Source organism: Streptomyces sp. NPDC001027, from assembly GCF_040299045.1.
In the GTDB taxonomy this organism is placed as follows: Bacteria; Actinomycetota; Actinomycetes; order Streptomycetales; family Streptomycetaceae; genus Streptomyces.
The window spans coordinates 1-25,464 of sequence record NZ_JBEPBI010000106.1; the positions used below are offsets into that span (position 1 = coordinate 1).

General features: G+C 71.7%; 27 protein-coding genes. 20 read left to right on the forward strand and 7 right to left on the reverse strand.

Going from position 1 to position 25,464, the window contains the following annotated elements; all coding sequences use genetic code 11:
• Window positions 1-93: 93 nt before the first annotated feature.
• Entirely contained in the window at window positions 94-1,686 is a 1,593-nt protein-coding gene (locus ABT300_RS25600) for an NsdA family TPR-like regulatory protein (RefSeq protein ID WP_351679950.1), read from the reverse strand.
• 245 nt (window positions 1,687-1,931) lie between these two features.
• Between ABT300_RS25600 and lipB the strand changes: the two genes are divergently transcribed.
• The 4 genes from lipB to ABT300_RS25620 all read left to right on the forward strand — a co-directional run bounded on the left by lipB (window position 1,932) and on the right by ABT300_RS25620 (window position 5,053).
• Entirely contained in the window at window positions 1,932-2,729 is a 798-nt protein-coding gene (lipB, locus tag ABT300_RS25605) for a lipoyl(octanoyl) transferase LipB (RefSeq protein ID WP_351679953.1), read from the forward strand.
• 92 nt (window positions 2,730-2,821) lie between these two features.
• A complete protein-coding gene (gene lipA, locus ABT300_RS25610) occupies window positions 2,822-3,787 on the forward strand; it encodes a lipoyl synthase (RefSeq protein ID WP_319171038.1) in 966 nt (321 codons plus the stop codon).
• Window positions 3,788-4,058: 271 nt separating this feature from the next.
• A complete protein-coding gene (locus ABT300_RS25615; protein ID WP_319282015.1) occupies window positions 4,059-4,268 on the forward strand; it encodes an SCO2195 family GlnR-regulated protein in 210 nt (69 codons plus the stop codon).
• An 80-nt stretch (window positions 4,269-4,348) separates the two neighbouring features.
• Window positions 4,349-5,053, forward strand: coding sequence for a DUF4191 domain-containing protein (locus ABT300_RS25620; protein WP_351679958.1), 705 nt, complete (start codon window positions 4,349-4,351; stop codon window positions 5,051-5,053).
• 226 nt (window positions 5,054-5,279) lie between these two features.
• Here the strand turns inward: ABT300_RS25620 and ABT300_RS25625 are convergent, their stop codons facing one another.
• On the reverse strand, window positions 5,280-5,750 hold the full coding sequence (locus ABT300_RS25625) for an RDD family protein (RefSeq protein ID WP_351679961.1): 471 nt from the start codon (window positions 5,748-5,750) through the stop codon (window positions 5,280-5,282).
• Window positions 5,751-5,947: 197 nt separating this feature from the next.
• On the opposite strand from ABT300_RS25625, the gene glnA reads away from it, so the two are divergent.
• Window positions 5,948-7,357 (forward strand): type I glutamate--ammonia ligase, encoded by a 1,410-nt coding sequence (gene glnA / locus ABT300_RS25630; protein ID WP_319282022.1) that lies wholly within the window; start codon window positions 5,948-5,950, stop codon window positions 7,355-7,357.
• Window positions 7,358-7,531: 174 nt separating this feature from the next.
• Here the strand turns inward: glnA and ABT300_RS25635 are convergent, their stop codons facing one another.
• Window positions 7,532-8,086: a lactococcin 972 family bacteriocin gene (locus ABT300_RS25635; RefSeq protein WP_351679964.1), complete on the reverse strand. Its 555-nt coding sequence runs from the start codon at window positions 8,084-8,086 to the stop codon at window positions 7,532-7,534.
• 285 nt (window positions 8,087-8,371) lie between these two features.
• On the opposite strand from ABT300_RS25635, the gene ABT300_RS25640 reads away from it, so the two are divergent.
• The 3 genes from ABT300_RS25640 (at window position 8,372) to pspAB (ending at window position 10,579) form a co-directional block, all read left to right on the forward strand.
• Window positions 8,372-8,629 carry an SCO2583/SCO2584 N-terminal domain-containing protein gene (locus ABT300_RS25640; protein ID WP_351679967.1) on the forward strand — a complete coding sequence of 86 codons (258 nt, stop codon included), beginning with the start codon at window positions 8,372-8,374 and terminating at the stop codon, window positions 8,627-8,629.
• Between the two features lie 409 nt (window positions 8,630-9,038).
• Complete coding sequence (htpX, locus tag ABT300_RS25645) at window positions 9,039-9,959, forward strand: zinc metalloprotease HtpX (RefSeq protein ID WP_351679970.1); 921 nt, start codon at window positions 9,039-9,041, stop codon at window positions 9,957-9,959.
• A gap of 5 nt (window positions 9,960-9,964) precedes the next feature.
• Entirely contained in the window at window positions 9,965-10,579 is a 615-nt protein-coding gene (gene pspAB / locus ABT300_RS25650; RefSeq protein WP_351679973.1) for a PspA-associated protein PspAB, read from the forward strand.
• Between the two features lie 61 nt (window positions 10,580-10,640).
• On the opposite strand, the gene ABT300_RS25655 is transcribed toward pspAB, so the two are convergent.
• Entirely contained in the window at window positions 10,641-10,925 is a 285-nt protein-coding gene (locus ABT300_RS25655; protein ID WP_351679976.1) for a hypothetical protein, read from the reverse strand.
• A gap of 251 nt (window positions 10,926-11,176) precedes the next feature.
• Between ABT300_RS25655 and ABT300_RS25660 the strand changes: the two genes are divergently transcribed.
• Window positions 11,177-12,361 (forward strand): winged helix DNA-binding domain-containing protein, encoded by a 1,185-nt coding sequence (locus tag ABT300_RS25660; RefSeq protein ID WP_351679979.1) that lies wholly within the window; start codon window positions 11,177-11,179, stop codon window positions 12,359-12,361.
• Between the two features lie 136 nt (window positions 12,362-12,497).
• Here the strand turns inward: ABT300_RS25660 and ABT300_RS25665 are convergent, their stop codons facing one another.
• Window positions 12,498-12,812: a hypothetical protein gene (locus tag ABT300_RS25665; protein ID WP_351679982.1), complete on the reverse strand. Its 315-nt coding sequence runs from the start codon at window positions 12,810-12,812 to the stop codon at window positions 12,498-12,500.
• 283 nt (window positions 12,813-13,095) lie between these two features.
• Between ABT300_RS25665 and ABT300_RS25670 the strand changes: the two genes are divergently transcribed.
• The 9 genes from ABT300_RS25670 to ABT300_RS25710 all read left to right on the forward strand — a co-directional run bounded on the left by ABT300_RS25670 (window position 13,096) and on the right by ABT300_RS25710 (window position 21,544).
• A complete protein-coding gene (locus tag ABT300_RS25670; protein ID WP_351679985.1) occupies window positions 13,096-13,455 on the forward strand; it encodes an arsenate reductase family protein in 360 nt (119 codons plus the stop codon).
• A gap of 107 nt (window positions 13,456-13,562) precedes the next feature.
• A complete protein-coding gene (locus ABT300_RS25675; protein WP_351679987.1) occupies window positions 13,563-14,273 on the forward strand; it encodes an SCO2207 family protein in 711 nt (236 codons plus the stop codon).
• A gap of 394 nt (window positions 14,274-14,667) precedes the next feature.
• Window positions 14,668-15,699 carry a glutamine synthetase gene (gene glnII / locus ABT300_RS25680; protein ID WP_351679990.1) on the forward strand — a complete coding sequence of 344 codons (1,032 nt, stop codon included), beginning with the start codon at window positions 14,668-14,670 and terminating at the stop codon, window positions 15,697-15,699.
• A 172-nt stretch (window positions 15,700-15,871) separates the two neighbouring features.
• Window positions 15,872-15,994 (forward strand): hypothetical protein, encoded by a 123-nt coding sequence (locus ABT300_RS25685; RefSeq protein ID WP_266728206.1) that lies wholly within the window; start codon window positions 15,872-15,874, stop codon window positions 15,992-15,994.
• A gap of 82 nt (window positions 15,995-16,076) precedes the next feature.
• Complete coding sequence (locus ABT300_RS25690) at window positions 16,077-16,679, forward strand: winged helix-turn-helix domain-containing protein (RefSeq protein WP_351679994.1); 603 nt, start codon at window positions 16,077-16,079, stop codon at window positions 16,677-16,679.
• Window positions 16,680-16,745: 66 nt separating this feature from the next.
• Window positions 16,746-17,786, forward strand: coding sequence for an NAD-dependent epimerase/dehydratase family protein (locus ABT300_RS25695; RefSeq protein ID WP_351679996.1), 1,041 nt, complete (start codon window positions 16,746-16,748; stop codon window positions 17,784-17,786).
• Window positions 17,787-17,838: 52 nt separating this feature from the next.
• Window positions 17,839-19,125, forward strand: a complete 1,287-nt coding sequence (locus tag ABT300_RS25700) for a sensor histidine kinase (protein WP_351679998.1) — start codon at window positions 17,839-17,841, stop codon at window positions 19,123-19,125.
• The gene (locus ABT300_RS25705; RefSeq protein WP_351680001.1) at window positions 19,110-19,766 is read left to right on the forward strand and encodes a LuxR C-terminal-related transcriptional regulator; all 657 of its coding nucleotides are present in this window, start codon (window positions 19,110-19,112) and stop codon (window positions 19,764-19,766) included. Before ABT300_RS25700 ends, ABT300_RS25705 begins: the two co-directional genes overlap by 16 nt.
• A gap of 176 nt (window positions 19,767-19,942) precedes the next feature.
• On the forward strand, window positions 19,943-21,544 hold the full coding sequence (locus tag ABT300_RS25710; RefSeq protein ID WP_351680003.1) for a DUF1996 domain-containing protein: 1,602 nt from the start codon (window positions 19,943-19,945) through the stop codon (window positions 21,542-21,544).
• Window positions 21,545-21,678: 134 nt separating this feature from the next.
• On the opposite strand, the gene ABT300_RS25715 is transcribed toward ABT300_RS25710, so the two are convergent.
• Window positions 21,679-22,107: a hypothetical protein gene (locus ABT300_RS25715; protein ID WP_351680006.1), complete on the reverse strand. Its 429-nt coding sequence runs from the start codon at window positions 22,105-22,107 to the stop codon at window positions 21,679-21,681.
• 133 nt (window positions 22,108-22,240) lie between these two features.
• Here ABT300_RS25715 and ABT300_RS25720 point away from each other — a divergent pair, with 133 nt between their 5' ends.
• Entirely contained in the window at window positions 22,241-24,172 is a 1,932-nt protein-coding gene (locus ABT300_RS25720) for a hypothetical protein (protein ID WP_351680008.1), read from the forward strand.
• A gap of 155 nt (window positions 24,173-24,327) precedes the next feature.
• Window positions 24,328-25,017 carry a TetR/AcrR family transcriptional regulator gene (locus ABT300_RS25725; RefSeq protein ID WP_351680011.1) on the forward strand — a complete coding sequence of 230 codons (690 nt, stop codon included), beginning with the start codon at window positions 24,328-24,330 and terminating at the stop codon, window positions 25,015-25,017.
• A gap of 4 nt (window positions 25,018-25,021) precedes the next feature.
• Here the strand turns inward: ABT300_RS25725 and ABT300_RS25730 are convergent, their stop codons facing one another.
• The gene (locus ABT300_RS25730; RefSeq protein ID WP_351680012.1) at window positions 25,022-25,384 is read right to left on the reverse strand and encodes a 5-carboxymethyl-2-hydroxymuconate Delta-isomerase; all 363 of its coding nucleotides are present in this window, start codon (window positions 25,382-25,384) and stop codon (window positions 25,022-25,024) included.
• Between the last annotated feature and the right edge of the window lie 80 nt (window positions 25,385-25,464).

Below are 25,464 nucleotides of genomic sequence, written 5' to 3' on the forward strand. Positions count from 1 at the left end.
GCCCCCTGCGCCCGGCGGGGCGGGTGTTGGGGGTCAGGGCGCCGCTGGGGGGGGGGGGGGGGGGGGGGGGGGGGCGCCCCCCCCCGGGGGTGGTCAGCCCAGGGCCGCCACCTTGTCGCGGTAGGTGCGCGCCGGAGTGGCGTCCTTGTACGGCTCCAGCCGACGCTCGAAGTCCCGGACATACTCCAGCGCCCGGACCGACCGCATCTCCGCCGCCTGCCCGGCCGCCTCCGCGGCCAACTGGCAGGCCTGGTCGAGTTCGCCGAGGCCGAGGCGGGCGGAGGCGAGGACGACACGGCAGAACAGCCGGCTGCGGGCGTGGGCGGCCGGACGCAACTGCAGGGAGCGTTCGGCGTGCTGGGCGGCCGCCCGGAACTGCTGCAGGTCGCGATGGCAGTGCCCGAACTCGTCGGCCAGCTGCGCCTCGTCGAAGAAGCGCGCCCAGTACGGCGTCTCGTCACCCGACTTGGCCGCCTCCAGCGCCCGCTCGGCCCGCACGAGGGCCGCGGTGGAGGCGCGCACCTCGCCCAGCACCGCGTGTCCGCGCGCCTCCGCCGCGTGCAGCAGCGCCTGCACGACGGGCGGGGCCCCCGAGCCCACGCCCTGCTGGGCCACCCGCGCCAACTGCACCGCCTCCCGACCGTGGCCGAGGTAGACGGCCTGGCGGCTCATGGTGACGAGGACGAAGGAGCCGTAGGCGCGGTCCCCCGCCACCTGCGAGAGGCGCAGGGCCTGCACGAAGTAGCGCTGGGCCAGGCCGTGCGCGGCGATGTCGAAGGAGGTCCAGCCGGCGAGGCGGGTCAGGTCGGCGGCGGCGCCGAAGAGCCGCCGGCCGGTCTGCTCGCCGTACGTGCCGCGCAGCATGGGCTCGCACTCGTGCTCCAGGTAGCGCACGAGGGCCTGCCGGGCGTGGCCGCCGCCGTACCGGTCGTCGAGGGAGCGGAAGAGCTCGCCGACCGAGCGCAGCGCGGAGATGTCGCCGCCGGTGACCCGCTGGCCGGGGCCGCGCTCGGCGCCCTGCCCGCGTCGGCGCGGCACGGCGGACGGTCCGGGCTCCGGCGGGATGGCCCCCGCCGGGGTCCGCGGTGACGAATGCGGCGGCGAATGCGGCGATCCCAGCGGCGCCGAGAGGGGCGGGGAGAGCTGCTGGGAGGGGCGCGGGGAGGGCTGCTGCGGTGCGGTGGGCCGCGCGACCGGGCGGCCCTGCACGGGCACCCGGGCGATCGGCTCGCTGCGGGCGACCTTCTCGTCGGCCCGCCCGATCAGCCAGTCGCGGCTCGGCACGACGAGCCCCGCCGGGGTGAAGGCGATCTTGCGCAGCTCGGCATGGCTGCCGGAGTCCTTGCGCCACAGCCCGCCGACGATGTCGACGGCCTCCTCGGGCGTGCCGGCGAACTCCAGTCCCGCGTAGACGGGGGCGCAGGCGTCCAGGCCGAGGTCCTGGGCGGTCAGGCGGCGGCCCAGACGCCGGGTGAAGACCTCGGCGATCAGGGCGGGGGTGGTGCCGCGGGGCTGCTGCCCGCGCAGCCACCTGGTGACGGACGTCTTGTCGTATCTCAGGTCCAGCCCGTGCTCGAGGCCGAGCTGATCGACGCGACGGGCCAGTCCCGCGTTGGAGAATCCCGCTTCTGCGATGAGCGCGGCGAGCTGACGGTTGGGCGTGCGCTGCGCGGGTCGTTCCGTCATCTGCGGTGCGGTCTCCTGCCTTCCGGGCCTCCGACGTGCCCGGATGAAGTGCGCTGATGCGTGTGATCAGCCCTTTTGGCCTCGCGAACGGCGCGAATGTAGCGGAGCGTAAGCAGGCGATCGCACATCTCGAGGTTCATTCATCCGATCGTGTGAGGATTGCCCGTGCGGCTGACGGGTGGCGGGCGGTCGTACAGTGGCTTGGGCGCGTCACGCGCCTGACGACTTTCAGGGAGGCGCTTGCCGTGAGCGAGTTGCGGTTCGTCCGGATGGGGTTCGGCGGGGACGCCGTCGAGTACCAGGAGGCGTGGGACGAGCAACGCCGCGTGCACGCGGCGCGCTTCGCCGACGAGCTCCCGGACACCGTCCTGCTCCTGGAGCACCCCGCCGTCTACACGGCCGGCCGGCGCACGGCCGACGCCGAGCGCCCCCTGGACGGCACGCCGGTCGTCGACGTCGACCGCGGCGGCAAGATCACCTGGCACGGCCCGGGCCAGCTGGTGGGCTACCCGATCCTGAAGCTGCCGCGTCCGGTGGACGTGGTCGCGCACGTACGCCGCCTCGAGGACGCGCTGATCCGCGTCTGCGCCGAGTTCGGCCTGGAGACCACCCGGGTCGAGGGCCGCAGCGGGGTGTGGGTGCTGGGCGACCCGGTGGAGCGGCGCCCGCCGCTCGGCGGCCTCTCGCTGGACTTCGACCCCCGGCTCACCGACGAGGAGTTCGACCCCCGGCTGAACGGTCCGGAGTACGCCCCGTCCAACGCCGGCCAGCGGCGCGAGGACCGGAAGATCGCGGCGATCGGCATCCGGGTCGCCAAGGGCGTCACCATGCACGGCTTCGCGCTCAACGTGAACCCGGACAACAAGTGGTTCGACCGGATCATCCCGTGCGGCATCCGGGACGCGGGCGTCGCCTCGCTCGCCGGCGAACTGGGCCGGGACGTGACGATCGAGGAGGTGCTGCCCGTGGCCGAGCGGCACCTGAGGGACGTCCTGGAGAACGCCGAGCCGAAACCGCGCGAGATCGAGAAGGCGACCGCCTGACCCCACGGGGCCCGGCGGGGCTCGAAAAGCACGGGCGTACCCTGGTGTACGCCGAAGAATCGAAAGTCTACCCAGACAGGCAGGGAGCCGACGTGTCCGCAGTCGCACCCGACGGACGCAAGATGCTGCGCCTGGAGGTCCGTAACAGCCAGACCCCCATCGAGCGCAAGCCCGAGTGGATCAAGACCCGGGCGAAAATGGGTCCCGAATACACGAAGATGCAGAACCTCGTGAAGAGCGAGGGCCTGCACACCGTGTGCCAGGAAGCCGGCTGTCCCAACATCTACGAGTGCTGGGAGGACCGCGAGGCCACCTTCCTCATCGGCGGCGACCAGTGCACCCGGCGCTGCGACTTCTGCCAGATCGACACCGGCAAGCCCGAGGCGCTGGACCGCGACGAGCCGCGGCGCGTGGGCGAGTCCGTCGTCACCATGGACCTGAACTACGCCACCATCACCGGCGTCGCGCGCGACGACCTGGCGGACGGCGGGGCGTGGCTCTACGCCGAGACCGTGCGGCAGATCCATCTGCAGACCGCCGAGCGGGAGGCCGGGCGCACCAAGGTCGAGCTGCTCGCGCCCGACTTCAACGCCGTCCCCGAGCAGCTGGCGGAGGTCTTCTCCGCGCGGCCCGAGGTCTTCGCGCACAACGTCGAGACCGTCCCGCGGATCTTCAAGCGGATCCGTCCGGGCTTCCGTTACGAGCGTTCGCTGGGCGTCATCACGGCGGCCCGCGACCACGGGCTGGTCACCAAGTCGAACCTGATCCTCGGCATGGGCGAGACCCGCGAGGAGGTGAGCGAGGCGCTGCGGCAGCTGCACGACGCGGGCTGCGAGCTGGTCACCATCACGCAGTACCTGCGGCCCTCGGTGCGCCACCATCCCGTCGAGCGGTGGGTCAAGCCGCACGAGTTCGTGGAGCTGAAGGAGGAGGCCGACCAGATCGGCTTCTCCGGCGTGATGTCGGGTCCGCTGGTACGGTCCTCCTACCGTGCCGGACGCCTTTACCAGATGGCCGTCGAGAAGCGCGGTTCCTTCATCGCCACCCAGGCGGTCTGACGCGACGTCACCTCTCTTGCGCCGTACGGGCGCAAGCCGAGTGTGTGAATTCGCGCACAAGAGCCTACTCACCAGTAGTGACCGATATGACGCGGTCCCGGCCGTCCTCGCAGATGAGGGCGTACGCCGGGGCCGCGTCAGCGGTTCGGCCCCCTGCACCGAGGCTTCATTCGCGTTTGACCGGCCGGTCACGCCCTGGTAACACCAATCAGTAACGCTGGTATCACACCACGTAGACCCGAGTCCGAGCCGTACGAGGGGGACCTCCGCCATGCAGGCCGCGCCCGTTAGCGCCACCGCCATCCCGTCCTTCACCACCGCACTGCGCGCCGTCGAGTCGCTGCTCATGAGCAGCGGACAGCGCACCGCCCGTCGCAACGCCTGGACCTCCGTGCTGGAGGACCGCCGTCGCGCCAAGGACCGCGTCGAGGCGCAGCGCATCCTCGACACCGTCACGTCGGTCACCTCCGTCCGCTCCTGAGCTCCTGCCCGCGGTCCCTGCGCCCACGCACCCGCCTCCTGCCGTCGTAGGCGCTCGTGGGGGCACGTAGACTTCGTGGCATGGCGAGAAGTGACAGCGCGGCGGACGCCGCTAACACCGGGCGACTGAAGCAGATCGCCCTGACGTACAAGATGACCCGCAAGGCCGACAAGACGATCGGCCTGGTGCTCGCGGGCGTCTTCCTCCTCACCTTCGGCGTCTTTCTCGCGATCGGCTTCCTGCTCGGCCACCCGGTCTACCTGGGCATCCTGGGCTTCCTGCTCGCCTTCCTGGCGACGGCCATCGTGTTCGGACGCCGGGCCGAGCGGGCCGCATTCGGGCAGATGGAGGGCCAGCCGGGCGCCGCCGCGGCCGTCCTCGACAACATCGGCCGGGGCTGGACGACCACCCCCGCCGTCGCGATGAACCGCAGCCAGGACGTGGTGCACCGGGCCGTCGGCAAGGCCGGCATCGTCCTGGTCGCCGAGGGCAACCCGAACCGGGTGAAGAGCCTCCTGGCCGCCGAGAAGAAGAAGATGAACCGCATCGTCGCGGACGTCCCCGTGCACGACGTGATCGTCGGCGTCGGCGAGGGCCAGGTGGAGCTGAAGAAGCTGCGCACCACCCTGCTGAAGTACCCCCGCGTGCTGGCCGGCCCGCAGGTCACCGCCACCAACGACCGGCTGCGCGCGATGGGCGACCTGATGAGCAACATGCCGCTGCCGAAGGGCCCGATGCCCAAGGGCATGCGGCTGCCGAAGGGCGGCGGCGGCAAGGCCCGCTGAGCCGCGCCGGCCCCGCGCCCGCACGACATACGAGGAAGGGGCGCCCGGATGATCCGGGCGCCCCTTCCTCGTGCCGCTTCACTCGCGTGCCGCGTACCTCTTCACGCGTGCCTCGTACCGCTTCACTCGTGTGCCGCGCCGCGCACGGCTTCGCGTGCTGTGCCGCTTTCGTGTGCTGTGCCGCGTGCCGCTTTCGTGTGCTGTGCCGCCGCGGGTGGGCGACGACTCAGAGGCGGACCTCGACCGTGCGGGCCAGCCGGTCGTGCAGACCGCGGCCGTCGCGGTCCCAGACCAGCGCAGGCACGGCCAGGCAGAGCAGGACCGTGCGCGCCACGGAACGCAGCGGGCTGACGGCGCCGGTGTCGACGGAGACCACGCGCAGGCCGAAGAGGCGCTTGCCCGGGGTGAAGCCGACCGTGCCGACCGTCAGGGCGCTCATCACGAAGAAGACGAGCAGCGCCCAGTTGCCCGTGGCGGGCGGCCGATAGCCGTCCGTGATCAAGCTGTATGCGATCAGGAGGCTGAGCCCCCAGTCCAGGGCCAGCGCGCCGAGCCGCCGGCCGGGACGCGCGATCGACCCCGGACCCTCCTCCGGCAGACCGAGCTGCTCGCCCCGGTATCCGAAGTCGGCGCCGGCGTCCTCCATGGCCGAGCGGGGTCCGGAGAGCCACGATCCGAGTGCTTGCCTGTTGTCCACGCGTCCACGGTACTGCCAGCGTTTCGTGATGCGGACAGGTGGGGTGGACCGGGCCAGGTCCGGTTAACTTGTGCGAAACAAATGGGTCACGCCCGAGAAATCACCCGTCCCTAGGGTCGACGACAGCGTGTGCCACCGCACTGGCAGCACGAACGAACTACCACCCCGGCTCGACGGCCGGGAGTAGGAGGAGCTGGATGTTCCAGAACGCCGACGAGGCCAAGAAGTTCATCGCGGACGAGGACGTCAAGTTCGTCGACGTCCGCTTCTGCGACCTGCCGGGCGTCATGCAGCACTTCTCGCTGCCCGTCGAGGCGTTCGACCCGGACGAGGAGCTCGCCTTCGACGGTTCGTCGATCCGCGGCTTCCAGGCCATCCACGAGTCCGACATGGCGCTGCGCGCCGACCTGTCGACCGCGCGCGTGGACCCCTTCCGCCGCGACAAGACGCTCAACATCAACTTCTTCATCCACGACCCGATCACGGGCGAGCAGTACTCCCGTGACCCGCGCAACGTGGCGAAGAAGGCCGAGGCCTACCTGGCGTCGACCGGTATCGCCGACACCGCCTACTTCGGTCCCGAGGCCGAGTTCTACGTCTTCGACAGCGTGCGCTTCAAGACCTCGGAGAACGAGTCCTTCTACCACATCGACTCCGAGGCCGGCGCCTGGAACACCGGTGCGCTCGAGGACAACCGCGGTTACAAGGTCCGTTACAAGGGCGGTTACTTCCCGACCCCGCCGGTCGACCACTTCGCCGACCTGCGCGCGGAGATCTCCCTGGAGCTGGCCGCGTCCGGCCTCCAGGTCGAGCGCCAGCACCACGAGGTGGGCACCGCCGGCCAGGCCGAGATCAACTACAAGTTCAACACGCTGCTCGCCGCGGCCGACGACCTGCAGCTCTTCAAGTACATCGTGAAGAACGTCGCCTGGCGCAACGGCAAGACCGCGACCTTCATGCCGAAGCCGATCTTCGGCGACAACGGCTCGGGCATGCACGTCCACCAGTCGCTGTGGAGCGGCGGCTCCCCGCTGTTCTACGACGAGACCGGCTACGCGGGTCTGTCGGACATGGCCCGCTACTACATCGGCGGCATCCTCAAGCACGCACCGTCGCTGCTGGCCTTCACCAACCCGACGGTGAACTCCTACCACCGTCTGGTGCCGGGCTTCGAGGCCCCGGTCAACCTGGTGTACTCGCAGCGCAACCGCTCCGCGGCCATGCGCATCCCGATCACGGGCTCCAACCCGAAGGCCAAGCGCGTCGAGTTCCGCGCGCCCGACTCCTCCGGCAACCCGTACCTCGCCTTCTCGGCGCTGCTCCTCGCGGGCCTGGACGGCATCAAGAACAAGATCGAGCCGGCCGAGCCGATCGACAAGGACCTCTACGAGCTGGCTCCCGAGGAGCACGCGGGCGTCGCGCAGGTCCCGACCTCGCTCCCGGCCGTCCTCGACCGCCTCGAGTCGGACCACGAGTTCCTGCTCGCCGGCGACGTCTTCACGTCCGACCTGATCGAGACGTGGATCGACTACAAGCGCACGAACGAGATCGCCCCGCTGCAGCTGCGCCCGCACCCGCACGAGTTCGAGCTCTACTTCGACGTGTGATATCGCCCCAGGTCGGAGCGGGTTCCCGCTCCCCTGGGACGTGAGTGGGCCGTCGGCCGTGTCCTTCCTCTCCGGAAGGGCACGGCCGACGGCCCGTTTCGGACTCACTGGCTTACCAGAGCGACCGCAGACAACTCGATCGAGGGAGGTCAGCCCTCGTCACCGCGGGCGAATTCACGCATTGTCGTAATACGCGTAGCAGGTGTATGCCGCACCTTGGGTGTGGTGGGCGTAGGAGACCTTGCCCTTCGCCACCCAGCCACTTGAATGGTCGATGTTGATGACCCTGACCGTGGACTTGTGCTTCACGTCCGCGCTGTAGTTGGAGTAGCACTTCCTTCCGGTGCCACCCGACGTGACCTCCTGCCCATAGCACCACCGGCCATGAGTCACGTCCTTGCAGGTGTTCTCATTCAGCGCGGCCGGACTTTTCAGCTTTGCGGCCGAGTCGTTGATTTCCAGCTTTACGACGCCCCACTCGGAGGGGTTGCCCAGTTCCGCGGGCGGGCTGACGCCGTCACCCCTCTTGTGGACGACAGGCTGCCCGATGACGAGGCCGTCGGTGGCCTCGGCCACGGCAGCGGCGCCGGTTCCGCCCTGCGGGGCGTCGGCCACCGCAGGCGTGGCAAGAGCGGAGACCGCAAGCACGGCGCCCGAAATGCCGAAGAATACCGACTTTCCAAAACTCTTCATTTTTCCCCCATTTCCACCCCCGCCGTCGAGGGCCACGAAAGATCTTCAACGAGGACGCTGCGAGGGTCAAGGCGTGGCCGATTCACAGCCCTTCAACGGCCTGAAATCGCCTTCCGGGCGGTGGCATTACGGGCGGGCCGTCACACCGAATCCTCGCTCTCCACCGACGTCACACGATCTCCATGCGACGGACGCGCGGCCGGCCGGCCCTGGCCCGTCGGAAGGGTCGACCGCGACGCCCCGACCCCGTTCCGGTTTTTCCGGGCGGGGGCGTCGTCGTATGGTTTCTGGCACTGCTGTTCGACGGGGGGAGTTGGGGGCATGCCCGAACAGGACGACACCGAGCGCGAGTTCGACCTCAGGTGGGCGGACGCCGCGCCGCACAAGGAGCCCTCGGCACGGGCCCGGATGCTGGCAGCCCGGTGGAAGGAGAACCCCCCGGAGCCGGTGCCGTTCCGCGCCGACCCCGGCCCGGCGGCGCGCCACCGCTCGTCCTGGCTGTCGACGACGCTCGTCCTGGCCTGCGTGATCGGCGTGATCCTGCTGCTGGGATACCTGCGCTTCCGGGCTCCCTACTGATGCGCCACACGGCCGACGACGTGTGCGGCGGGGAGGCGGTCGCCCTCCGGCTCGCGGCGGGCGCGCGCCTGGCGGACGCGGTGACCGCCGCCGACCCGCGGGCCTGGCTCGCGCTGGATCACGGAGTGCGGCTGGCGGACTGGTACGGCCGCACCCGGTGGGAGCTGCGCGCTCCCCTGCCCGCCGACCTGTCGCGCTGCTCGCCCTGCGCGACGATCCGGACAGCGCGCTGCGCGGGCGGGCGGCGCGGGCTGCGGAGCTCTGAGACGGCCGTGCGGTGCGTGGCGGACGCCGGCCCGTGGGGCCGGGGGGAGGTTTTGCTCCGCCTGGGGCCGTTACGGGGCCGTTCATGGGGGTGGGCCGGTGCACACTGGCAGTGGGGCGAGTGCCTGACTGCGGGGTGATGCAGATGCGGAGTCGTTTCCGGAGCGATCGGCGGCTGACCGTGCGGATGACGGTCACGTTGTTCCTGCTCGGGCTGTTGTACGTGGCGTTCGTCGCCGCGTTGATCGTGTTGCTGAAGTCCTGGGTGCTGGTCGTGGTCGTGGCGGCGGGGATGCTCGGCGCGCAGTACTGGTTCTCCGACCGGGTCGCCCTGTTCGCGATGCGCGGGCGGGTCGTGGAGCGGGAGGAGTATCCCGAGCTGCACGCCGTGATCGACCGGCTGTGCGCGATCGCCGATCTGCCCAAGCCGGTGGTCGCCGTCTCCGGGCTGGGCATGCCGAACGCGTTCGCGACGGGGCGCAGTCCCGAGCACGCGGTGGTGTGCGTGACGACGGGCCTGCTGCGGCGGCTGGAGCCGGCCGAGCTGGAGGGCGTCCTCGCGCACGAGCTGTCGCATGTGGCGCACAAGGACGTCGCCGTGATCACCGTCGCGTCGTTCCTCGGGGTGATCGCCGGACTGATCGTGCGGTTCGCGTTCTACTCGCAGGTGTTCGGCGGCGGGCGCAGGGACCAGAACACCGCGGCCGTGTTCGCCGCGGTGATGGGCGTCTCGGCGGCCGTGTACGCGCTCAGCTTCCTCATGATCCGGGCTCTGTCGCGGTACCGGGAGCTCGCGGCGGACCGGGCGGCGGCGCAGCTGACCGGCCGTCCCTCGGCGCTCGCCTCCGCGCTGACGAAGGTCTCCGGCGACATCGCCCGGATCCCGACGAAGGACCTGCGGACGGCCCAGGCGTTCAACGCCTTCTACTTCACTCCGGCGCTGGGCACGGAGCCCGGTGTGGCAAGGCTGTTCTCCACCCACCCGAGCCTGGAGCAGCGGCTCGACCAGCTGGGCCGGATCTCCGCGGAGCTGGGCGAGGCGGCCATGCCCGGAAAGGCGGGCTGAGGCGCATGGGCCTGCTGGACATCCTCCTCGGCCGGACGAAACCGGTCGCACCCGATCTCGATCAGCTGTTCGCGCTGCCCTCGGCGGCGGTGACGCTGGAGGCGGCCGCCGGGTTCACCCCGACCGGGCAGGGCGCCGTGTGTTTCGCGACCGTCGAGGGCTCGGCCTTCGAGCAGACCCACCGCGAGGTGCAGGCGCTCCTCGACGCCGACACCGAGCGCACCGGCCCTCCGGTACGGCTGCTGCGGGACGACTACGGGTACTCCTGGCTGGTCTCCCGGCGCGCCCCCGACCAGCTGGCGCTGCTGGTCAACGATCTGCACGCGGTGAACAGCGCGATGGAGGTCAACGGCTTCGGGCCGCAACTGCTCTGCTCCCTCGCCGGGTTCGAGAAGGCGGCGGAGCCGGGGGCGGGTCCCGGGGCCGCGGACGGGCAGCGGCTGGCGCTGGTGTACCTGTACAAGCGGGGCGCCTACTTCCCGTTCGCGCCGCTGCCCGGCGTGGGGCAGCGGCGCGACAACGCACTGGAGTTGCAGGTGAAGGCCGCCCTGGCGAACGACCTGCGGATCGAGCAGGACCTGAGCCGCTGGTTCCCCGTGTGGGGAGCCCCCGGCCTGTAGAGGCTGTCCGGCGGGTCCCCGGCGGTCTCCAGCGGTGCTCGGGCGGCTTTCTCCGGCGGCCCTACTTGCCGCTCTCGTCACGGCGGTGCCTCAAGGGGCGTTCGCGGCGGTAGCGGCGTTCCCACTTGGCCTGCAGGTCGCGGCGCTCGCGGTACGCCTTGTACGAGGTGGGCGCGGCGGCCGAGCCAGGGGCCGGACCGGGCGCGGACGACGGGGTCGAAGCGGACGCCCCGAGCCCGTACCGCACGTACAGGAAGAGCACGGCGACGGCGACGAGCCAGTAGAGCGGGTGGCCGAATCCCAGGACCACCAGGACGACGGCCCCGGTGAGGACGACGGTGCCCATGGTGTGCCTCCTTCCTGGGCGGGGATGGTGACGGAGTGTGGCGATGAGGGCGGCGCCACATCCTCAGCGTACGGAATCCGTCACTCACCGTGCATCTCCTTTTCGTACGGGGACCACGGCATGAGCGGTTGGGCCGCGGGGAGTTCACGCCCGGCCGGACGCCATGCGCTGCGGCAGCCCGTTGTCAGTGGTGTCGGAGAGGATGGGGACAGGGGCTCCGGGCGGCGGGTCCACGGGGGTTGGAGGCGGGGATGGGCGACGGACTGCGGCACATCGACGTGGCGGAGCGGCGGGCGAGGCTGGCCCTGCGGCACCGGCTGGCCCCCGCGGCACGGGTCGCGACGCCGGAGGCGGTGGCCGACGCCCTGGTCGCCCTGCACGCCTCGGACCCGGCGACGGTGTTCCTGACGGTGGGCGCCCGTCTGGCCGACCCGGCGGAGACGGTGACGCAGACCGACCGCGCGCTGTACGCCGACCGCACCCTCGTGCGCATGCACGGCATGCGGCACACGGTCTTCGTGTTCCGGGCGGGGTCGACGGGGGTCGTGCACGCCTCGACCGGCATCGCGGTCGCCGCGCGGGAGCGGGCCACGCTGCTGAAGGACATGGCGAAGGCCGGCGCCCCCGACCCGGCCTGGCTGACGGAGGTCGAGGAGTCCGCGCTGGCCGGCCTGGCCCGCCTCGGGCAGGCCACGTCGGCGGAGCTGGCCGCCGAGGAGCCGCGGATGCGGGAGCGGTTCGTGTACGCGGCGGGCAAGCCCTACGAGGGCCGACACAGCGTGGGGACGCGGCTGCTGAAGGTGCTGGGGGTGGAGGGCAAGGTGGTCAGGGGGCGCCCGCTGGGCTCGTGGACGTCGAACCAGTTCCGCTGGGCCCTCGCTCCGCTGCATCCCGAACTGCCCGTCGCCGAGGCCCAGTCGGAGCTGCTGCGGCAGTGGCTCGCCGCGTGCGGCCCGGCCACGGAGGCCGATCTGAAGTGGTGGACGGGCTGGCGGGTGACGGAGGTGCGCCGCGCCCTGACGGCGATCGGGGCGCGCGCGGTGGCGCTGGACGAGGGCGCCGGGTATGTCCTCGGCGACGACGTGGAGGCCGCGCCGGGGCCGTCGGAGCCGTGGGCGGCCCTGCTGCCCGGCCTCGATCCGACGACGATGGGCTGGCAGGGCCGGGACTGGTACCTGGCCCCGGAGCTGCGCCCCGCCCTGTTCGACTACAGCGGGAACGTGGGACCGACGGTGTGGTGGAACGGCCGGGTGGTGGGCGGGTGGGCGCAGCGGGCCGACGGTGAGATCGTGTGGCGGATCCTGGACCCGCACGGCGTGGGGAGCGAGGCCGAGGCGGCGATCGCCTCGCGTGCGGCGGCGCTGGGATCGTGGCTCGGCCCGACCCGGGTGACGCCGAGATTCCGGACCCCGCTGGAGAAGGAACTGGTGAGCTGACCGTCGCGGCGGCCTCCCACCGACCGGGCACAGGCCCCCCAGCGGCCCGGGTACGGGTGTCACCCCCCACCGGGCCGGCGCGTGTCGGTGCGGCAGCGCCGGGCGTCGTCCCGCGTGACGGCGCCCGGCGCCCGGCTCAACGGCTGTACCGCAGCAGCGCCCGCACCATGTGGCAGGTCGTGTCCGACGGCGGGTGCAGACCGATCAGCTCCGCCGTGCTGCGGATCCGCTCGTTGTGGGCCTGGTTCGGCATATACACGCCCAGGTCGAGCAGGGCGATGGCGAGGCGCATGGCCTTGAGGCGACGGTTGTGCATGACGTACCACTCGCGCGGCCGCCCGGGCGGCAACGCCCGCTTCAGCACCGGCCCGTAGGGCAGGTCGAGCTGGACGGGACGCTTCGCGGTGGACTGGGTCGCAAGCGGCTTCGGCTTCAGTGCGGCAGCGGGCACAGGCATCCTCCTGTCGCGGTCGGGGCTCGGCCCGGAATCTCCGGCGAACCCTCGAACACTGCTTACAGTTTACCGCCTGGCACTGACATCGCGAAGGGCGAACGGTCCGTCAAAAGTCCAGGTGGGCATGGGTTTTACGGCATGTCACAGCAGGTTCGGACGAGGCGGGCGAGACCGCGAGAAATTCGAACAGCCGCGGCGGCAGGAGGGCCGGCGACACCTGTGGGGCGACGACGCGGGCCGGCTCGCTCCCGCAGACGGATTCCGGGCTACCGTGACCGGCATGGAGATCTGGATCAACCCCGCGTGTTCCAAGTGCCGCAGCGCCCTCACCCTCCTCGACGCCGAGGGCGCCGACTACACCGTCCGCCGCTACCTGGAGGACGTCCCGACCGAGGACGAGATCAGGGCGGTGCTGGAACGCCTCGGCCTGGAGCCGTGGGACATCACCCGCACCCAGGAGGCCGCGGCCAAGGAGCTGGGCCTGAAGGACTGGGCGCGGGACGCGCAGACGCGGGGGCGCTGGATCACGGCCCTCGCCGCGCACCCGAAGCTCATCCAGCGTCCGATCATCACCGCGGACGACGGCACCGCCGTGGTGGCCCGGACGGACGAGGCAGTCCGCGACGCGCTGTCCCGGTAGCGGCGTGTGACGCACGCCACTCCGACTGACTCCGATGGCCGCTGAGCAACCTCGTTCGGTATCTCGTACATAGCGGCGTACGCTCCCCTATCTCTCAGGAGGCGCGCATGTCGCGCAGGAGAACTGTCGGCACGAAGAAGAAGATCGCGCTGCTCGTCAGCGCGGCGGCGGTCGCGGGCGGCGGTGCGTTCGCCATGGCGAACACCTCGAACGCCGCCCAGACCCCGCAGACCGCGAAGCCGCTGTCCGCCGCGAACTCGACGGTGTGTCAGGGCCTCGCCACCGCCCTCGGCAACAACCAGAAGTTCATCGACGGCCAGCGGGCGGCTCCGGACGCCCAGTCCCAGGCCCGCATCACCAACCGCGAGGCCGTCATCGCGCAGATCAAGGTGCAGCAGAAGGCGTCCGGGTGCGCCGTCGGGGAGTCGGCTCAGGACTCCCAGACGGGCGGCGCCCAGACCGGAGGCGCGCAGGCCGGTGGCGCCCAGGCGGCCCAGCCCTCGCAGGCGGCCTCCGCCCCCGCGAGCAACGCCGGCGGCAACGGCAACGCAGGAAACGGCGCAGCCTCCGGTCAGCAGGTCTGCAACGGCTCCACGGTCACTCTCTCCGGGGAGGGCGGCGCGCCGGCCGCGTCGAGCAACCAGTTCCCGGCGGGGACCAAGCTGAAGGTCACCAACCTGGACAACAACAAGTCCACGACGGTCGAGGTGACCTCGGTCTCGGGAAGCTGCGCGCTGCTCAACAACGCGGCCTTCGAACTCGTCCGTGAACCCGGCAAGTTCCTGATCCGCCGGGCCTTGATCGAGAAGGTGGGGTGAGGCTCGGCCGCCGAGAGACCCGGTGAGACGGCGGCCCGTTCCCGGGCCGTCATCTCGTACGCGTCATGGGTCCTGCTGTTCGCGGCCACGAGCAGCAGGACCGGCGCACGCCGCCCCGCAGCGCCTCTCCCCCGCGCGGGGACCGTCCACTCCCGTCGCATACGAGACGCCGCCCGGCCGGGGCCACCGCTCCCGTCGGCGACGACGACGGACGGGTCGGCGCCTCACCGCGTGAGCCGCGCCACAGAACCACCAGGTAACACGGGGTTCACATTCGAGCAATGACCGGGAAATCGCCTGTTGACAAGCTTCCGGGCATACAGGCGGCGCCCCAGTGCCGCAGCGCCGCAGCACCCGCGAAGTGCGTCAGACACACCCCCGAAGGAAGTGGCCCGTGACCTTCAAGGCTGAGTACATCTGGATCGACGGCACCCAGCCGACGGCGAAGCTCCGTTCCAAGACGAAGATCATCGGGGGCGAGCCCGCCGGTCTCGAGACGCTGCCGATCTGGGGCTTCGACGGGTCCTCCACGAACCAGGCCGAGGGCCACTCCTCGGACCGTGTCCTCAAGCCGGTGTTCACCTGCCCCGACCCGATCCGCGGCGGCGACGACGTCCTCGTCCTGTGCGAGGTCCTCGACATCGACATGACGCCGCACGAGTCCAACACCCGTGCCGCGCTGGCCGAGGTCGCCGAGAAGTTCGGCGCGCAGGAGCCGATCTTCGGCATCGAGCAGGAGTACACGTTCTTCCAGGACGGCTACCCGCTCGGCTTCCCCAAGGGCGGCTTCCCGGCCCCGCAGGGCGGCTACTACTGCGGCGTCGGCGCGGACGAGATCTTCGGCCGTGAGGTCGTCGAGGCGCACCTGGACAACTGTCTCGCCGCCGGCCTCGCGATCTCCGGCATCAACGCCGAGGTCATGCCCGGCCAGTGGGAGTTCCAGGTCGGCCCGGTCTCTCCGCTGGAGGTCTCCGACCACCTGTGGGTGGCCCGCTGGCTGCTCTACCGCACCGCCGAGGACTTCGGCATCTCCGCCACCCTCGACCCCAAGCCGGTCAAGGGCGACTGGAACGGCGCCGGCGCGCACACCAACTTCTCCACCAAGGCGATGCGCGAGGGCTACGACGCGATCATCACCGCCTGCGAGTCGCTCGGCGAGGGCTCCAAGCCGCTCGACCACGTCAAGAACTACGGCGCCGGCATCGACGACCGTCTGACGGGCCTGCACGAGACCGCCCCGTGGAACGAGTACTCCTACGGCGTCTCCAACCGCGGCGCCTCGGTCCGCATCCCGTGGCAGGTCGAGAAGGACGGCAAGGGCTACATCGAGGACCGCCGTCCGAACGCCAACGTCGACCCGTACCTGGTGACCCGACTGATCGTGGACACCTGCTGCTCGGCGCTGGAGAAGGCCGGCCAGGTCTGATCCCGTCATCCCCTCGACGTCTCCCGCAAGGGGCGTCCGCCGACTCGGCGGACGCCCCTTGCGCGCGTCCACCGCCGGTCGGAAGCCGGCTGAGGCGCAGTTCACGCCGAGGACGCGTCCAAGCTGTGAGAGGACCCTCCTGTTGCGGGCGGGCGTCTGCTTCAATGGGCCCATGGCCACCTTCCAGAAGCACACCGCGACGGGTCGTCATGACCTCGAGCCCTTCTGGCCCTCCCGTCAGCACCACGACTTCGACCGGGTGTGTTGCCGCGCGACGAACGCGCCGGCCCTCTAAAGCCGTACACCCCGGCCTTCGGCCAGCGCGCACGACGTACGTCCCTTCCGACGAACTCCTCGCGCGAAAGAGCTGACCTCTCATGGCGACCACTCGTTCCCTCTCCGCCGCTCCCTCCCTCGTCCCCGCCGCTTCCTCCCCCGTCCCGCCCGCCCCGGCCGGCGCCGCCCGGCACCGGCTCCGCGCCGTCGACCGGGACGAGGCAGTGGACGTCGCGGACTTCCTGCCGCCGGGCGCCACCTGGCTGCCCGCCCCGCAACACACGCTCCCCAGCCTGCCCGGCCGGCCGCCCATGATCGGCTACCTGGTGCTCGTCCCGGCCGACCAGCAGCCGCCGTTCCTGCCGGTGGCCGTGCCGGACCCGGTCCACGCCGACGGCGGCGCGGCCGGCGAACCGCTCGTGCGCGTCGATCCCGTCCAGCGCACCGCCGCGGTCGACGGGCAGCGACTCGACCTCACCTACCTGGAGTTCGAGCTGCTCGCCCACCTCGTCGCCCATCCGAACCGGGTGCACACCCGCGACCAGCTCGTCACCACGGTGTGGGGCTACGGCCACGTCGGCGACGGCCGCACGGTCGACGTCCACATCGCCCGGCTGCGCCGCAAGCTGGGCGCCCGGCACCGTCAGGCCATCCAGACGGTGCGCCGCGTCGGCTACAAGTACACCCCGCCGACCGCCCGCTGATCCGTCGCCTCTGCCGACGGCAGAGCGCGGTTCCGTTCCGGGCGCGCGCCGGGCACAGTCACCGGCATGAGACTTCTGGTGCTGGGTGGGACGGAGTTCGCGGGACGGGCCGTCGTCGAGGCGGCCCTCGGACGCGGCTGGGAGGTGACGGTCCTCAACCGGGGACGGCAGGGTCCCGTTCCCGGCGTCCGGTCGCTGACCGGCGACCGCACCGCGCCCGGGGGCCTCGCCGCCCTGACCGACGGCGACTGGGACGCCGTCGTGGACACATGGTCGGCGGCGCCCCGCGCGGTGCACGAGTCGGCGGGGCTGCTGCGGGGCCGCGCCCGGCGGTATGTGTACGTGTCGAGCTGTTCGGTGTACGCCTGGGCCCCGCCCGCCGGCTACGGCGAGGACGCTCCCCTCGTCCAGGGGGCCGCGCCCGACGCCGAACAGAGCGAGTACACCCGGGACAAGCGCGGCGGCGAGCTGGCCGTCGTCGACGCCTTCGGCGCGGACGCCTGCCTCCTCGTACGGGCGGGGCTGATCCTCGGCCCGTACGAGAACGTCGGACGGCTTCCCTGGTGGCTGACCCGGATCGCCCGCGGCGGCCCGGTCCTCGCACCCGGTCCGCGCGACCTGCCGCTGCAGTACGTCGACGTCCGCGATCTCGCCGAATGGATCCTCGGCGCGGTCGAGCAGGAGCTGAGCGGGCCGTACAACCTGATGAGCCCGCAGGGCCACGCCACGATGGGCGAACTGCTCGAGGCGTGCGCACGGGCCACGGGCTCGGACGCCGAACTGCGGTGGACGGCGCCGGAGATCGTCCTCGACGCCGGCATCGAGCCGTGGACCGAACTGCCCGTGTGGGTGCCGCCGGGCACCCACATGCACGACGCCCTGCACGCGGCGGACGTCTCACGGGCGGTGGCTGCGGGACTGTCCTGCCGTCCCGTGGCGGAGACCGTCGCCGACACCTGGAGCTGGCTGACGTCGATCGGCGGCGTCGCGCCCCGGCGTCCGGACCGCACCCGCAAGGGCCTCGACCCGGAGCTGGAGGCGAAGGTGCTCGCGTCGGCTGCGACGGGCCCGGCGGACGCCGGGGGTGTACCTGACACCACTCCCTGACCGGGGGCTCCTGCCAGTGACCCGGCGCTCCGGGCTCGGCCAGACTGACGGCATGAACACCCACACGAAGAGCGGCGACGTCGGCTCGAGGACACGGGGGACGGCGCTCGCCGCCGCGCGGGGGCTCGCTCTGGCCGTGGTGTCACTGCCGCTGAGCGTCCTGGGCCTGTGCCTCTCCCTCGTGTCCATGGCGCTGATACCCATCGGGGTCGGCCTCGTCACCACCCCGTACGCGGTGAAGGGCGTGCGCGCCTACGCCGACCGGCGACGGACGCTGTCGGCGCGGTGGGGCGGGGTGAGCATCCCGTCGGCGTACCGGCCGGCGCCCGAGACCGCCAACCCGTGGACGCGCACCTTCGCGCTGCTGGGCGACCCCGCGACCTGGCGGGACCTGCGGTGGCTGCCGGTCGACATGACGGCCGGTTTCGTCACCGCGCTCGCGCCCGCCGTCCTCGTCCTCTATCCGCTGGAGGGGTTCGCGCTGCCGCTCGGGCTGTGGCGGACGATGACGGGCGGCCCCTACGGCGCGTACGGACCGTACTGGTACGGCTTCGTGCCGGTCAGCGGTCAGGCGACGGCGTTCGCCGCGGCCGCGCTGGGCGCCGTCGTCCTCGTCGTCGCGCACCGGTACGCCGTGGGCGCCCTGCGGGCCCACTTCCGCCTCACCAAGGCGATGCTCTCCCCCAGCCAGGCCGAACTGGCCGAACGGGTGCGGGTGCTGACCGAGACCCGACGGGACGCCGTGGACGCCTCCGCCGCCGAGCTGCGGCGCATCGAACGGGATCTGCACGACGGCGCCCAGGCGCGGCTGGTGGCGGTGGGCATGGACCTCGGCGCCGTCGAGATGCTCGTCGACAAGAACCCCGAGAAGGCCAAGCAACTGCTCGCGCAGGCCCGTCAGTCGTCCGCAGAGGCGCTCTCCGAACTGCGCGACCTGGTGCGCGGCATCCATCCGCCGGTGCTCGCCGAGCGCGGACTGGGCGACGCCGTGCGGGCGTTGGCGCTGCGGCTGCCGGTCGCGACGGAGGTCGGCGTGGAGCTCGCGGGCCGGGCCGAGGCGCCGGTGGAGTCGGCGGCCTACTTCGCGGTGAGCGAGGCGCTCACCAACGCGGTCAAGCACTCCGGAGCCGACCGGATCTGGGTCGACCTGCGGCACTCCGACGGCAGTCTTCGGATCTCCGTCACCGACAACGGCAAGGGCGGCGCGGCCGTCGGGGCGGGCACGGGGCTGGCCGGACTCGAACGGCGGCTGGGTACATTCGACGGCGTCCTGGCCGTCAGCTCTCCTGCCGGCGGTCCCACCATGGTGACCATGGAGATCCCTTGCGTGTTGTCCTAGCCGAGGACCTCTTCCTGCTGCGGGACGGTCTCGTCCGGCTGCTGGAGGCCTACGACTTCGAGATCGCCGCCGCCGTCGAGAGCGGGCCCGAGCTGGAGCGGGCCCTCGCCGAACTGGAGCCGGACGTCGCCGTGGTCGACGTCCGGCTCCCGCCCACGCACACCGACGAGGGCCTGCAGTGCGCGCTGCGGGCCCGCCAGGACAGGCCCGGGCTGCCGGTGCTCGTCCTCTCCCAGCACGTCGAGCAGCTGTACGCGCGCGAACTGCTCGCGGACGGCAGCGGCGGCATCGGCTATCTGCTGAAGGACCGGGTGTTCGACGCGGAGCAGTTCGTGGACGCCGTACGACGGGTGGCGGCCGGCGGGACGGCGATGGACCCCCAGGTGATCCAGCAGCTGCTGGCCCGGCGCTCGCACGACGGGCAGGGCCCGGTGGACCGGCTCACACCGCGCGAAAGGGAGGTTATCGAACTGATGGCGCAGGGACGGTCGAACGCGGCGATCGCCGCCAAAATGGTCGTGACCGAGCGGGCCGTCGCCAAACACACCGCGAACATCTTCGTGAAGTTGGGCCTGGAGGTCTCCGACGACGACAACCGCAGGGTACTGGCGGTGCTGGCCTATCTGGACCGGGGCCGCTAGGCCGCCAACTGCTGCGTCGGACGGTGATTTTGGGGCTGTTTGGCCCCACGGGCTTCTCATGAATTTCTGAGTGGGCTGAACACCTGTGAGGCGTCGCGCGTAAAGGAGGGGGCAGCTTCAGCTTCACTCCTGTCGGGCGCCTCGATGCTGCCCCGCAAGGAAGTCAGAGGAGTTCCATGGGACGCAACACACGTAAACGCCGTTCGTCGATGGCCACGAAGGCCGTGGCAGCATCGGCGGCCCTAGCGCTCGGCGGGGGCGGGCTGATCTGGGCGAACTTCTACGCTTCGGCGCATGAGTCGAACAACTCGGGTCAGAACCAGACCAAGGCAGCCAACGCGGCCGCACAGGTCGCCACGATCTCCTGCCCGGATGTGGGGCAGAAGCTGACGAGCGTGCCCAACGGGGCCAAGCAGGGCGTCGCGAACGAGCTGGCCAACCTCGACAAGCAGATCACCGAGGCCTACACGCGCCTCGCGTCGTCGCGCCAGGCCCAGGCCGGCGACCCGGGCTTCGTCCAGAACGCGATCGTCGGTCCCCTCAAGGAGAAGCGGGCCGCCACGATCGACCGGATCCGGATCAACATCCAGCGCGCCGGCGGTCAGTTCGACAACTCGCTGAGCCAGCTCGCGGCGTGCACCACGCAGGCGGCGAACAACACCAACGCCGGCCAGGGCGGGCAGAACAACAACGGCGGCCAGCAGAACAACGGTGGCCAGAACAACAACAACGGCGGCCAGCAGAACAACGGCGGTCAGAACAACAACAACGGCGGCCAGCAGAACAACGGCGGTCAGAACAACAACAACGGCGGCCAGCAGAACAACGGCGGTCAGCAGGGCGGCATCGGCGGCCAGGCCGGCAACGGCCCCGTGGCGTCGGACTTCGTCGACATCACCAAGGTCCAGGCGAACGTCAAGGGCAAGCCCCAAAAGAACGGCCAGGCCTCGACCGGTACGTTCACCACCCGGTGCGGCGTCAACGCCAACAACAAGTTCAACACCGACAACGTCATCGTGGCGCCCGGCGTGACCAACGGCGCGCACCACCTGCACGACTACGTCGGCAACCAGTCGAACGACGCCTTCGCCAACAACAACACGTTCGCGGGCGCCCAGACCTCCTGCCAGAACCAGCAGGACAAGTCGTCCTACTACTGGCCGGTGCTGCGTGTCCAGGACGGCACGAAGGAGTTCGACCAGAACCGCGACGGCGGTGGCAAGGAAGGCAACGTCGGCAAGGTCCTGAAGGCCAAGCAGGCGGAGATCAAGTTCGTCGGCAGCCCGAAGGCCAAGGTCGTCGCGATGCCGCAGTTCCTGCGCATCATCACCGGTGACGCCAAGACCACCACCAACGGTCTGGCCAACGCCAACGCGCACTGGAGCTGCACCGGCTTCGAGAACAAGGTCCAGCTGACCGAGCAGTACCCGATCTGCCCCCAGGGCAGCAACGTGGTCCGCACGTTCGCCTTCCAGAGCTGCTGGGACGGCAAGAACATCGACTCGGCCAACCACCGCACGCACGTCGCGTTCGCCGACGCCAACGGCAACTGCCAGAACGGCTTCAAGGCGATCCCGCAGCTGACCATGCGTCTCGTGTACGCCGTTCCGCGCCCGGTCATCCAGAACGGCCAGGTCAAGAACGCCTACGCGGTCGACGGCTTCCCGGAGCAGCTCCACAAGCCGTCCACCGACCACGACGACTTCATCAACGTGATGAACGCGCAGCTGAACAACAAGGTCGCCAACTGCATCAACAAGGGCCAGCAGTGCCAGTGACACCGGCCTAGCACGCATACGAGAACCGGCGGTGGGATCTCCCACCGCCGGTTTTCGCATGCCGTTCGTCCGCGGTGCGTGCGCCGCGTGCTCCGCCTCCGGCCCGCCCCGCAGCGCGCGCTGCGCGGAGGGCCTCAGTGACTGGAGTGGGTGGCGCCGCCGGACTCCTTGTGCGCGCCGTGGTCGGTGCCCTCCTCGATGTCGCCGCCGAGCGTGGTGCGCAGCGCCGTCACCGTGCTGCTCTCCCCCACGGCCACCCACTTGCGGCCGACGAGGTAGTGGCCCCCGTAGTCTTTCGCCGAGTTGATCCACTCGCGCAGGCCGCGGTCGGTGGCGAAGGTCGCCAGGATGAACTTGCCGTCGGCGTTCTTGCAGACGGCCTGGCGGATCTCGTCCGCGTCGGTCTGCATGTCCGGCGTGCACTTCACTTCGGCTGCGATGTGCTCCAGGCTGCCGGTCGCCGTCTTCGGAACGGCGACCTCCTTGTCGCCGGACGCGCATCCCGCCAGCAGCAGCGCCGCCGCCGCGGCCGCCGCGGCGAGCATCGGTCGGGTCACCCTCATCTGTTCCTCCCTGCAAGAGCCTCGCCCTGGATACGGCTCCCGTGCCCGGCGCGCTCAAAATACCCGGTGTGCCCCGTCCGCGGCCCTTGCTCCACAGGGGTGACCATCCCCCGGCTCGCTCGTTCTGGCAGACGTGCAGTCACGAGATGTCGCCCCCCGCCCCGCACCCCGGTCCTCCCACGGCCGGACCGTCGACGTCGAGCAGGCCGAGGCGGCCCTCGTCGAGCACTATCCGCGTCTCGTCCGGCTCGCCTATCTGGTGCTGCCGCCCGCGCTCGGCCGCGGCAGGCGCGTCCTGGCCGCCCACGCCCTGGTCCAGCGCGCCCTGCCGCGCCGTCGTGCCTCGGCTCCCGTCATCCCCGCCCAGTCCGCCGGCCGCGACGGCGACCCCGGGTACGCCTACGTCCGGCTCCAGGTGGTCCGTGCCGCGCTGGAGGCGGAGGCGCCGGCGCGGCTGTGGGCGTGGCCGAAACGCGCGCAGCTGCCGCCGCTGCTGCCCCAGGTGTGGGGGCTGCGCCTCTTCCCCCGCTCCGGAGGCGCCGACGAGCTGGCCCTCGACCAGCGGCTCGCCGACCTGTCCGGGCCGGCCCGTGCCGCCTGCGTCCTGCGTGGACTGGAGAAGCTGCCCGACGGCGACGTCCGCGCGGTGCTGACCGGGTCCGGCGTCCACGGCTCCGACGTGAGCGCGGCCCTGCGTGAGGCCGCCGAGGTCCCGGCCGCGCAGTACCCGCTGCTCGGCTCCCCCGAGTTCGACCCCTGCACGCTGCAGGCCCGGCCCACCGACCTGACGCGCCGACGCCAGCACGGCAGGGCGGTCCTCGCCGCCGTGGCCGCGCTCGCCGTGTGCGGCGCCCTCGTCGCGCTGCCCGGCGACGGCTGGGGGCCCGACGGCGCGGCGGCTCCGGCCTACGCGCGCAATCCCGCCGCCGAGGCGGCCCTCGACCCCGGGCGGCTGGTGAAGATCTCCCCCGCCGCCTGGAAGACCTCTCCCCGCACCGACTTCTCCGTGTGGCCCGCGCGCGGTCCGCTCACCGGCGACAGCGCCCTGCTGCGCCGCGCGCTCGCCGTCTGGGCCCGGCCCGGCGCGGCCGTGCAGGTCTCGTCCACCCCGCAGACCCCCTCCGGCGGCCCCGCGGGACCGCCCCAGCTCCTCTACGCGGGCGAGGTCGACAACGCGCGCGTGGTGATCCTGTACGACGGGCTGCGCATCGCCCGCTACGCCGAGCCGAAGGACGGCGCCGCCGGGGCGGCGCTCGACTTCGCCCGCGTCGACGGCGCGTCCGGCGCCGACTCGGGCGCGCTGGTGCTGGGCCGGGCCGACGGCAATGTCCGCTATCTGACGGCCCCCTGGATCACGAAGGCCGGCGAGCGGGACCTGACGAAGCCGGGCGCCGGGGTGATGGGCCTGACCCTGACCGACGGGGTCACCTCGCCGCTGGCCAGCCCGGCCGCCCGGGCCGGGGCCTGCACGACGTGGAACGTCCTCCTGCTGACCGACGCGCACGGCACGCGCCTCTACAGCGACCTCGCCGAACTCGTCCCCGCCCGGCTCACCGCCGGCCGCCCGGCCGCGCCCCGGGAGGCGACCGGCGCGCAGGCGCTGCGGACCTGGGCGCCGTTCGCCTGCTCGCTGGCCGACGCGCGCGGTCAGGGCGTGCGGACGGTCAACGCGTGGGCGTACACCCGGCAGCCGCTCCCCGACGCGACCGGATCGGCGTCCTGGGTGTGCACCCGGGCCGAGACCTGGCGCGGTGACGGGAGCACGGTGCTGGCCCAGTTCCACACCCCGGGCGGGATCTTCGGGGCGGCGGTGGCGAAGGCCGGGGACGTGCCGGCGTGCGGTCCGCGCGATCCGCACGTGCTGGCCGGGGTGCTGTGGAAGTCGAAGGGCGGCCACTGGTATCTGCTCGCGGCCGGCGATCGGCAGACCGCGTCCATCCGGACGACGGGCGGGGTGCGCGGGTCCGGGCGGGGGCATCTGCTGACGGCGCCCGCGAAGCAGGGGGCGCAGGCCGGCCTGGAGGGCAGGCTCACGGACGGGCGCGCGATCAGCGGACTGCGCTGAGCGCAGGGCGCGGTGAGCGCGGTCCGCTGCACGCGCGGTGCGGCGGGTGACGCCCGGACCTGCGCGGAGACAGTGACTCACGGGTAAGGGATCAAGAGGAACGCGTGCACGGATCCGGTCGGTTGGCGTCCGGATTCGATCGGTAAGGTGTGCGCATGACTACCGGGGTCCGTCGCAGAATGGGTGTCGAGGAGCGTCGGCAGCAGCTGATCGGCGTCGCCCTCGACCTGTTCGCCCAGCGCTCGCCCGACGATGTCTCCATCGACGAGATAGCCGCGGCCGCCGGCATCTCCCGGCCCCTCGTCTACCACTACTTCCCCGGCAAACTCAGCCTGTACGAGGCCGCGTTGAAGCGCGCTTCGGAAGATCTGGCGGGACGGTTCAGCGAGCCGCACGAGGGGCCGCTCGGCGCCCGGCTGCTGCGCGTGATGCACCGGTTCTTCGACTTCGTCGACGCGCACGGCCCCGGCTTCTCGGCGCTGATGCGCGGTGGTCCGGCCGTCGGCTCGTCGACCACGAACGCGCTCGTCGACTCCGTCCGCCAGATCGCCTACGAACAGATCCTGTCGCATCTGGGCGTGACCGATCCGCCGCCGCGGCTGGAACTGATCGTCCGCTCCTGGATCTCGCTCGCCGAGTCGACCGCACTGATCTGGCTGGACGGGCGGCGCATTCCGCGTGAGGAGCTGGAGGTCCAGCTCGTGCACGACTTCGCGGCGCTCACCGCCGTCGGCGCCGCCTTCGACGACGAGCTGCGCACGCTGCTGCGGCCGGTGCTGGGCGACGAGCCGGCCGACGGTCCGTTCGGCGACCTGACCGCCCGGCTCATCGCCCTCGCCTCCTGAGGCGTCAGCTCTCGTACTTGCGGTACGACGGGTCCAGGTCGCGCACCTCGGCGGAGGCGTGCAGCACGAAGCCGCCGTCCGCCACATGGGCGCGCAGCAGCTCCAGCACGGTCTCGGTCAGTTTCGCCTTGGTCTCGTCGGCGCGTCCGGCGAGCAGCCCCAGCGTCACGTGCACGACGGCGTGCCCCCGCTCCTCGGGGTCGTCGTAGCCGAACGCGGTGAACTCGGACGGCCGGAACAGGGTCTTGCAGGCCTCCGGCTTGGCCGCGGCGATCTCGACCACCGAGGTGTGCAGGGCCCGCGCGAAGCCGGCGCGGTCGAAGGCCGGTTCCATGGTGCTCGAGTAGTCGACGGTGATCTGCGGCATGGGCGCTCCTGTCCTCGGTCTCGGGATCACCCTAGCCTCAGGGACTCCTTCGGGCCGGTGGCGCCCCGGCCGCCCCCGGG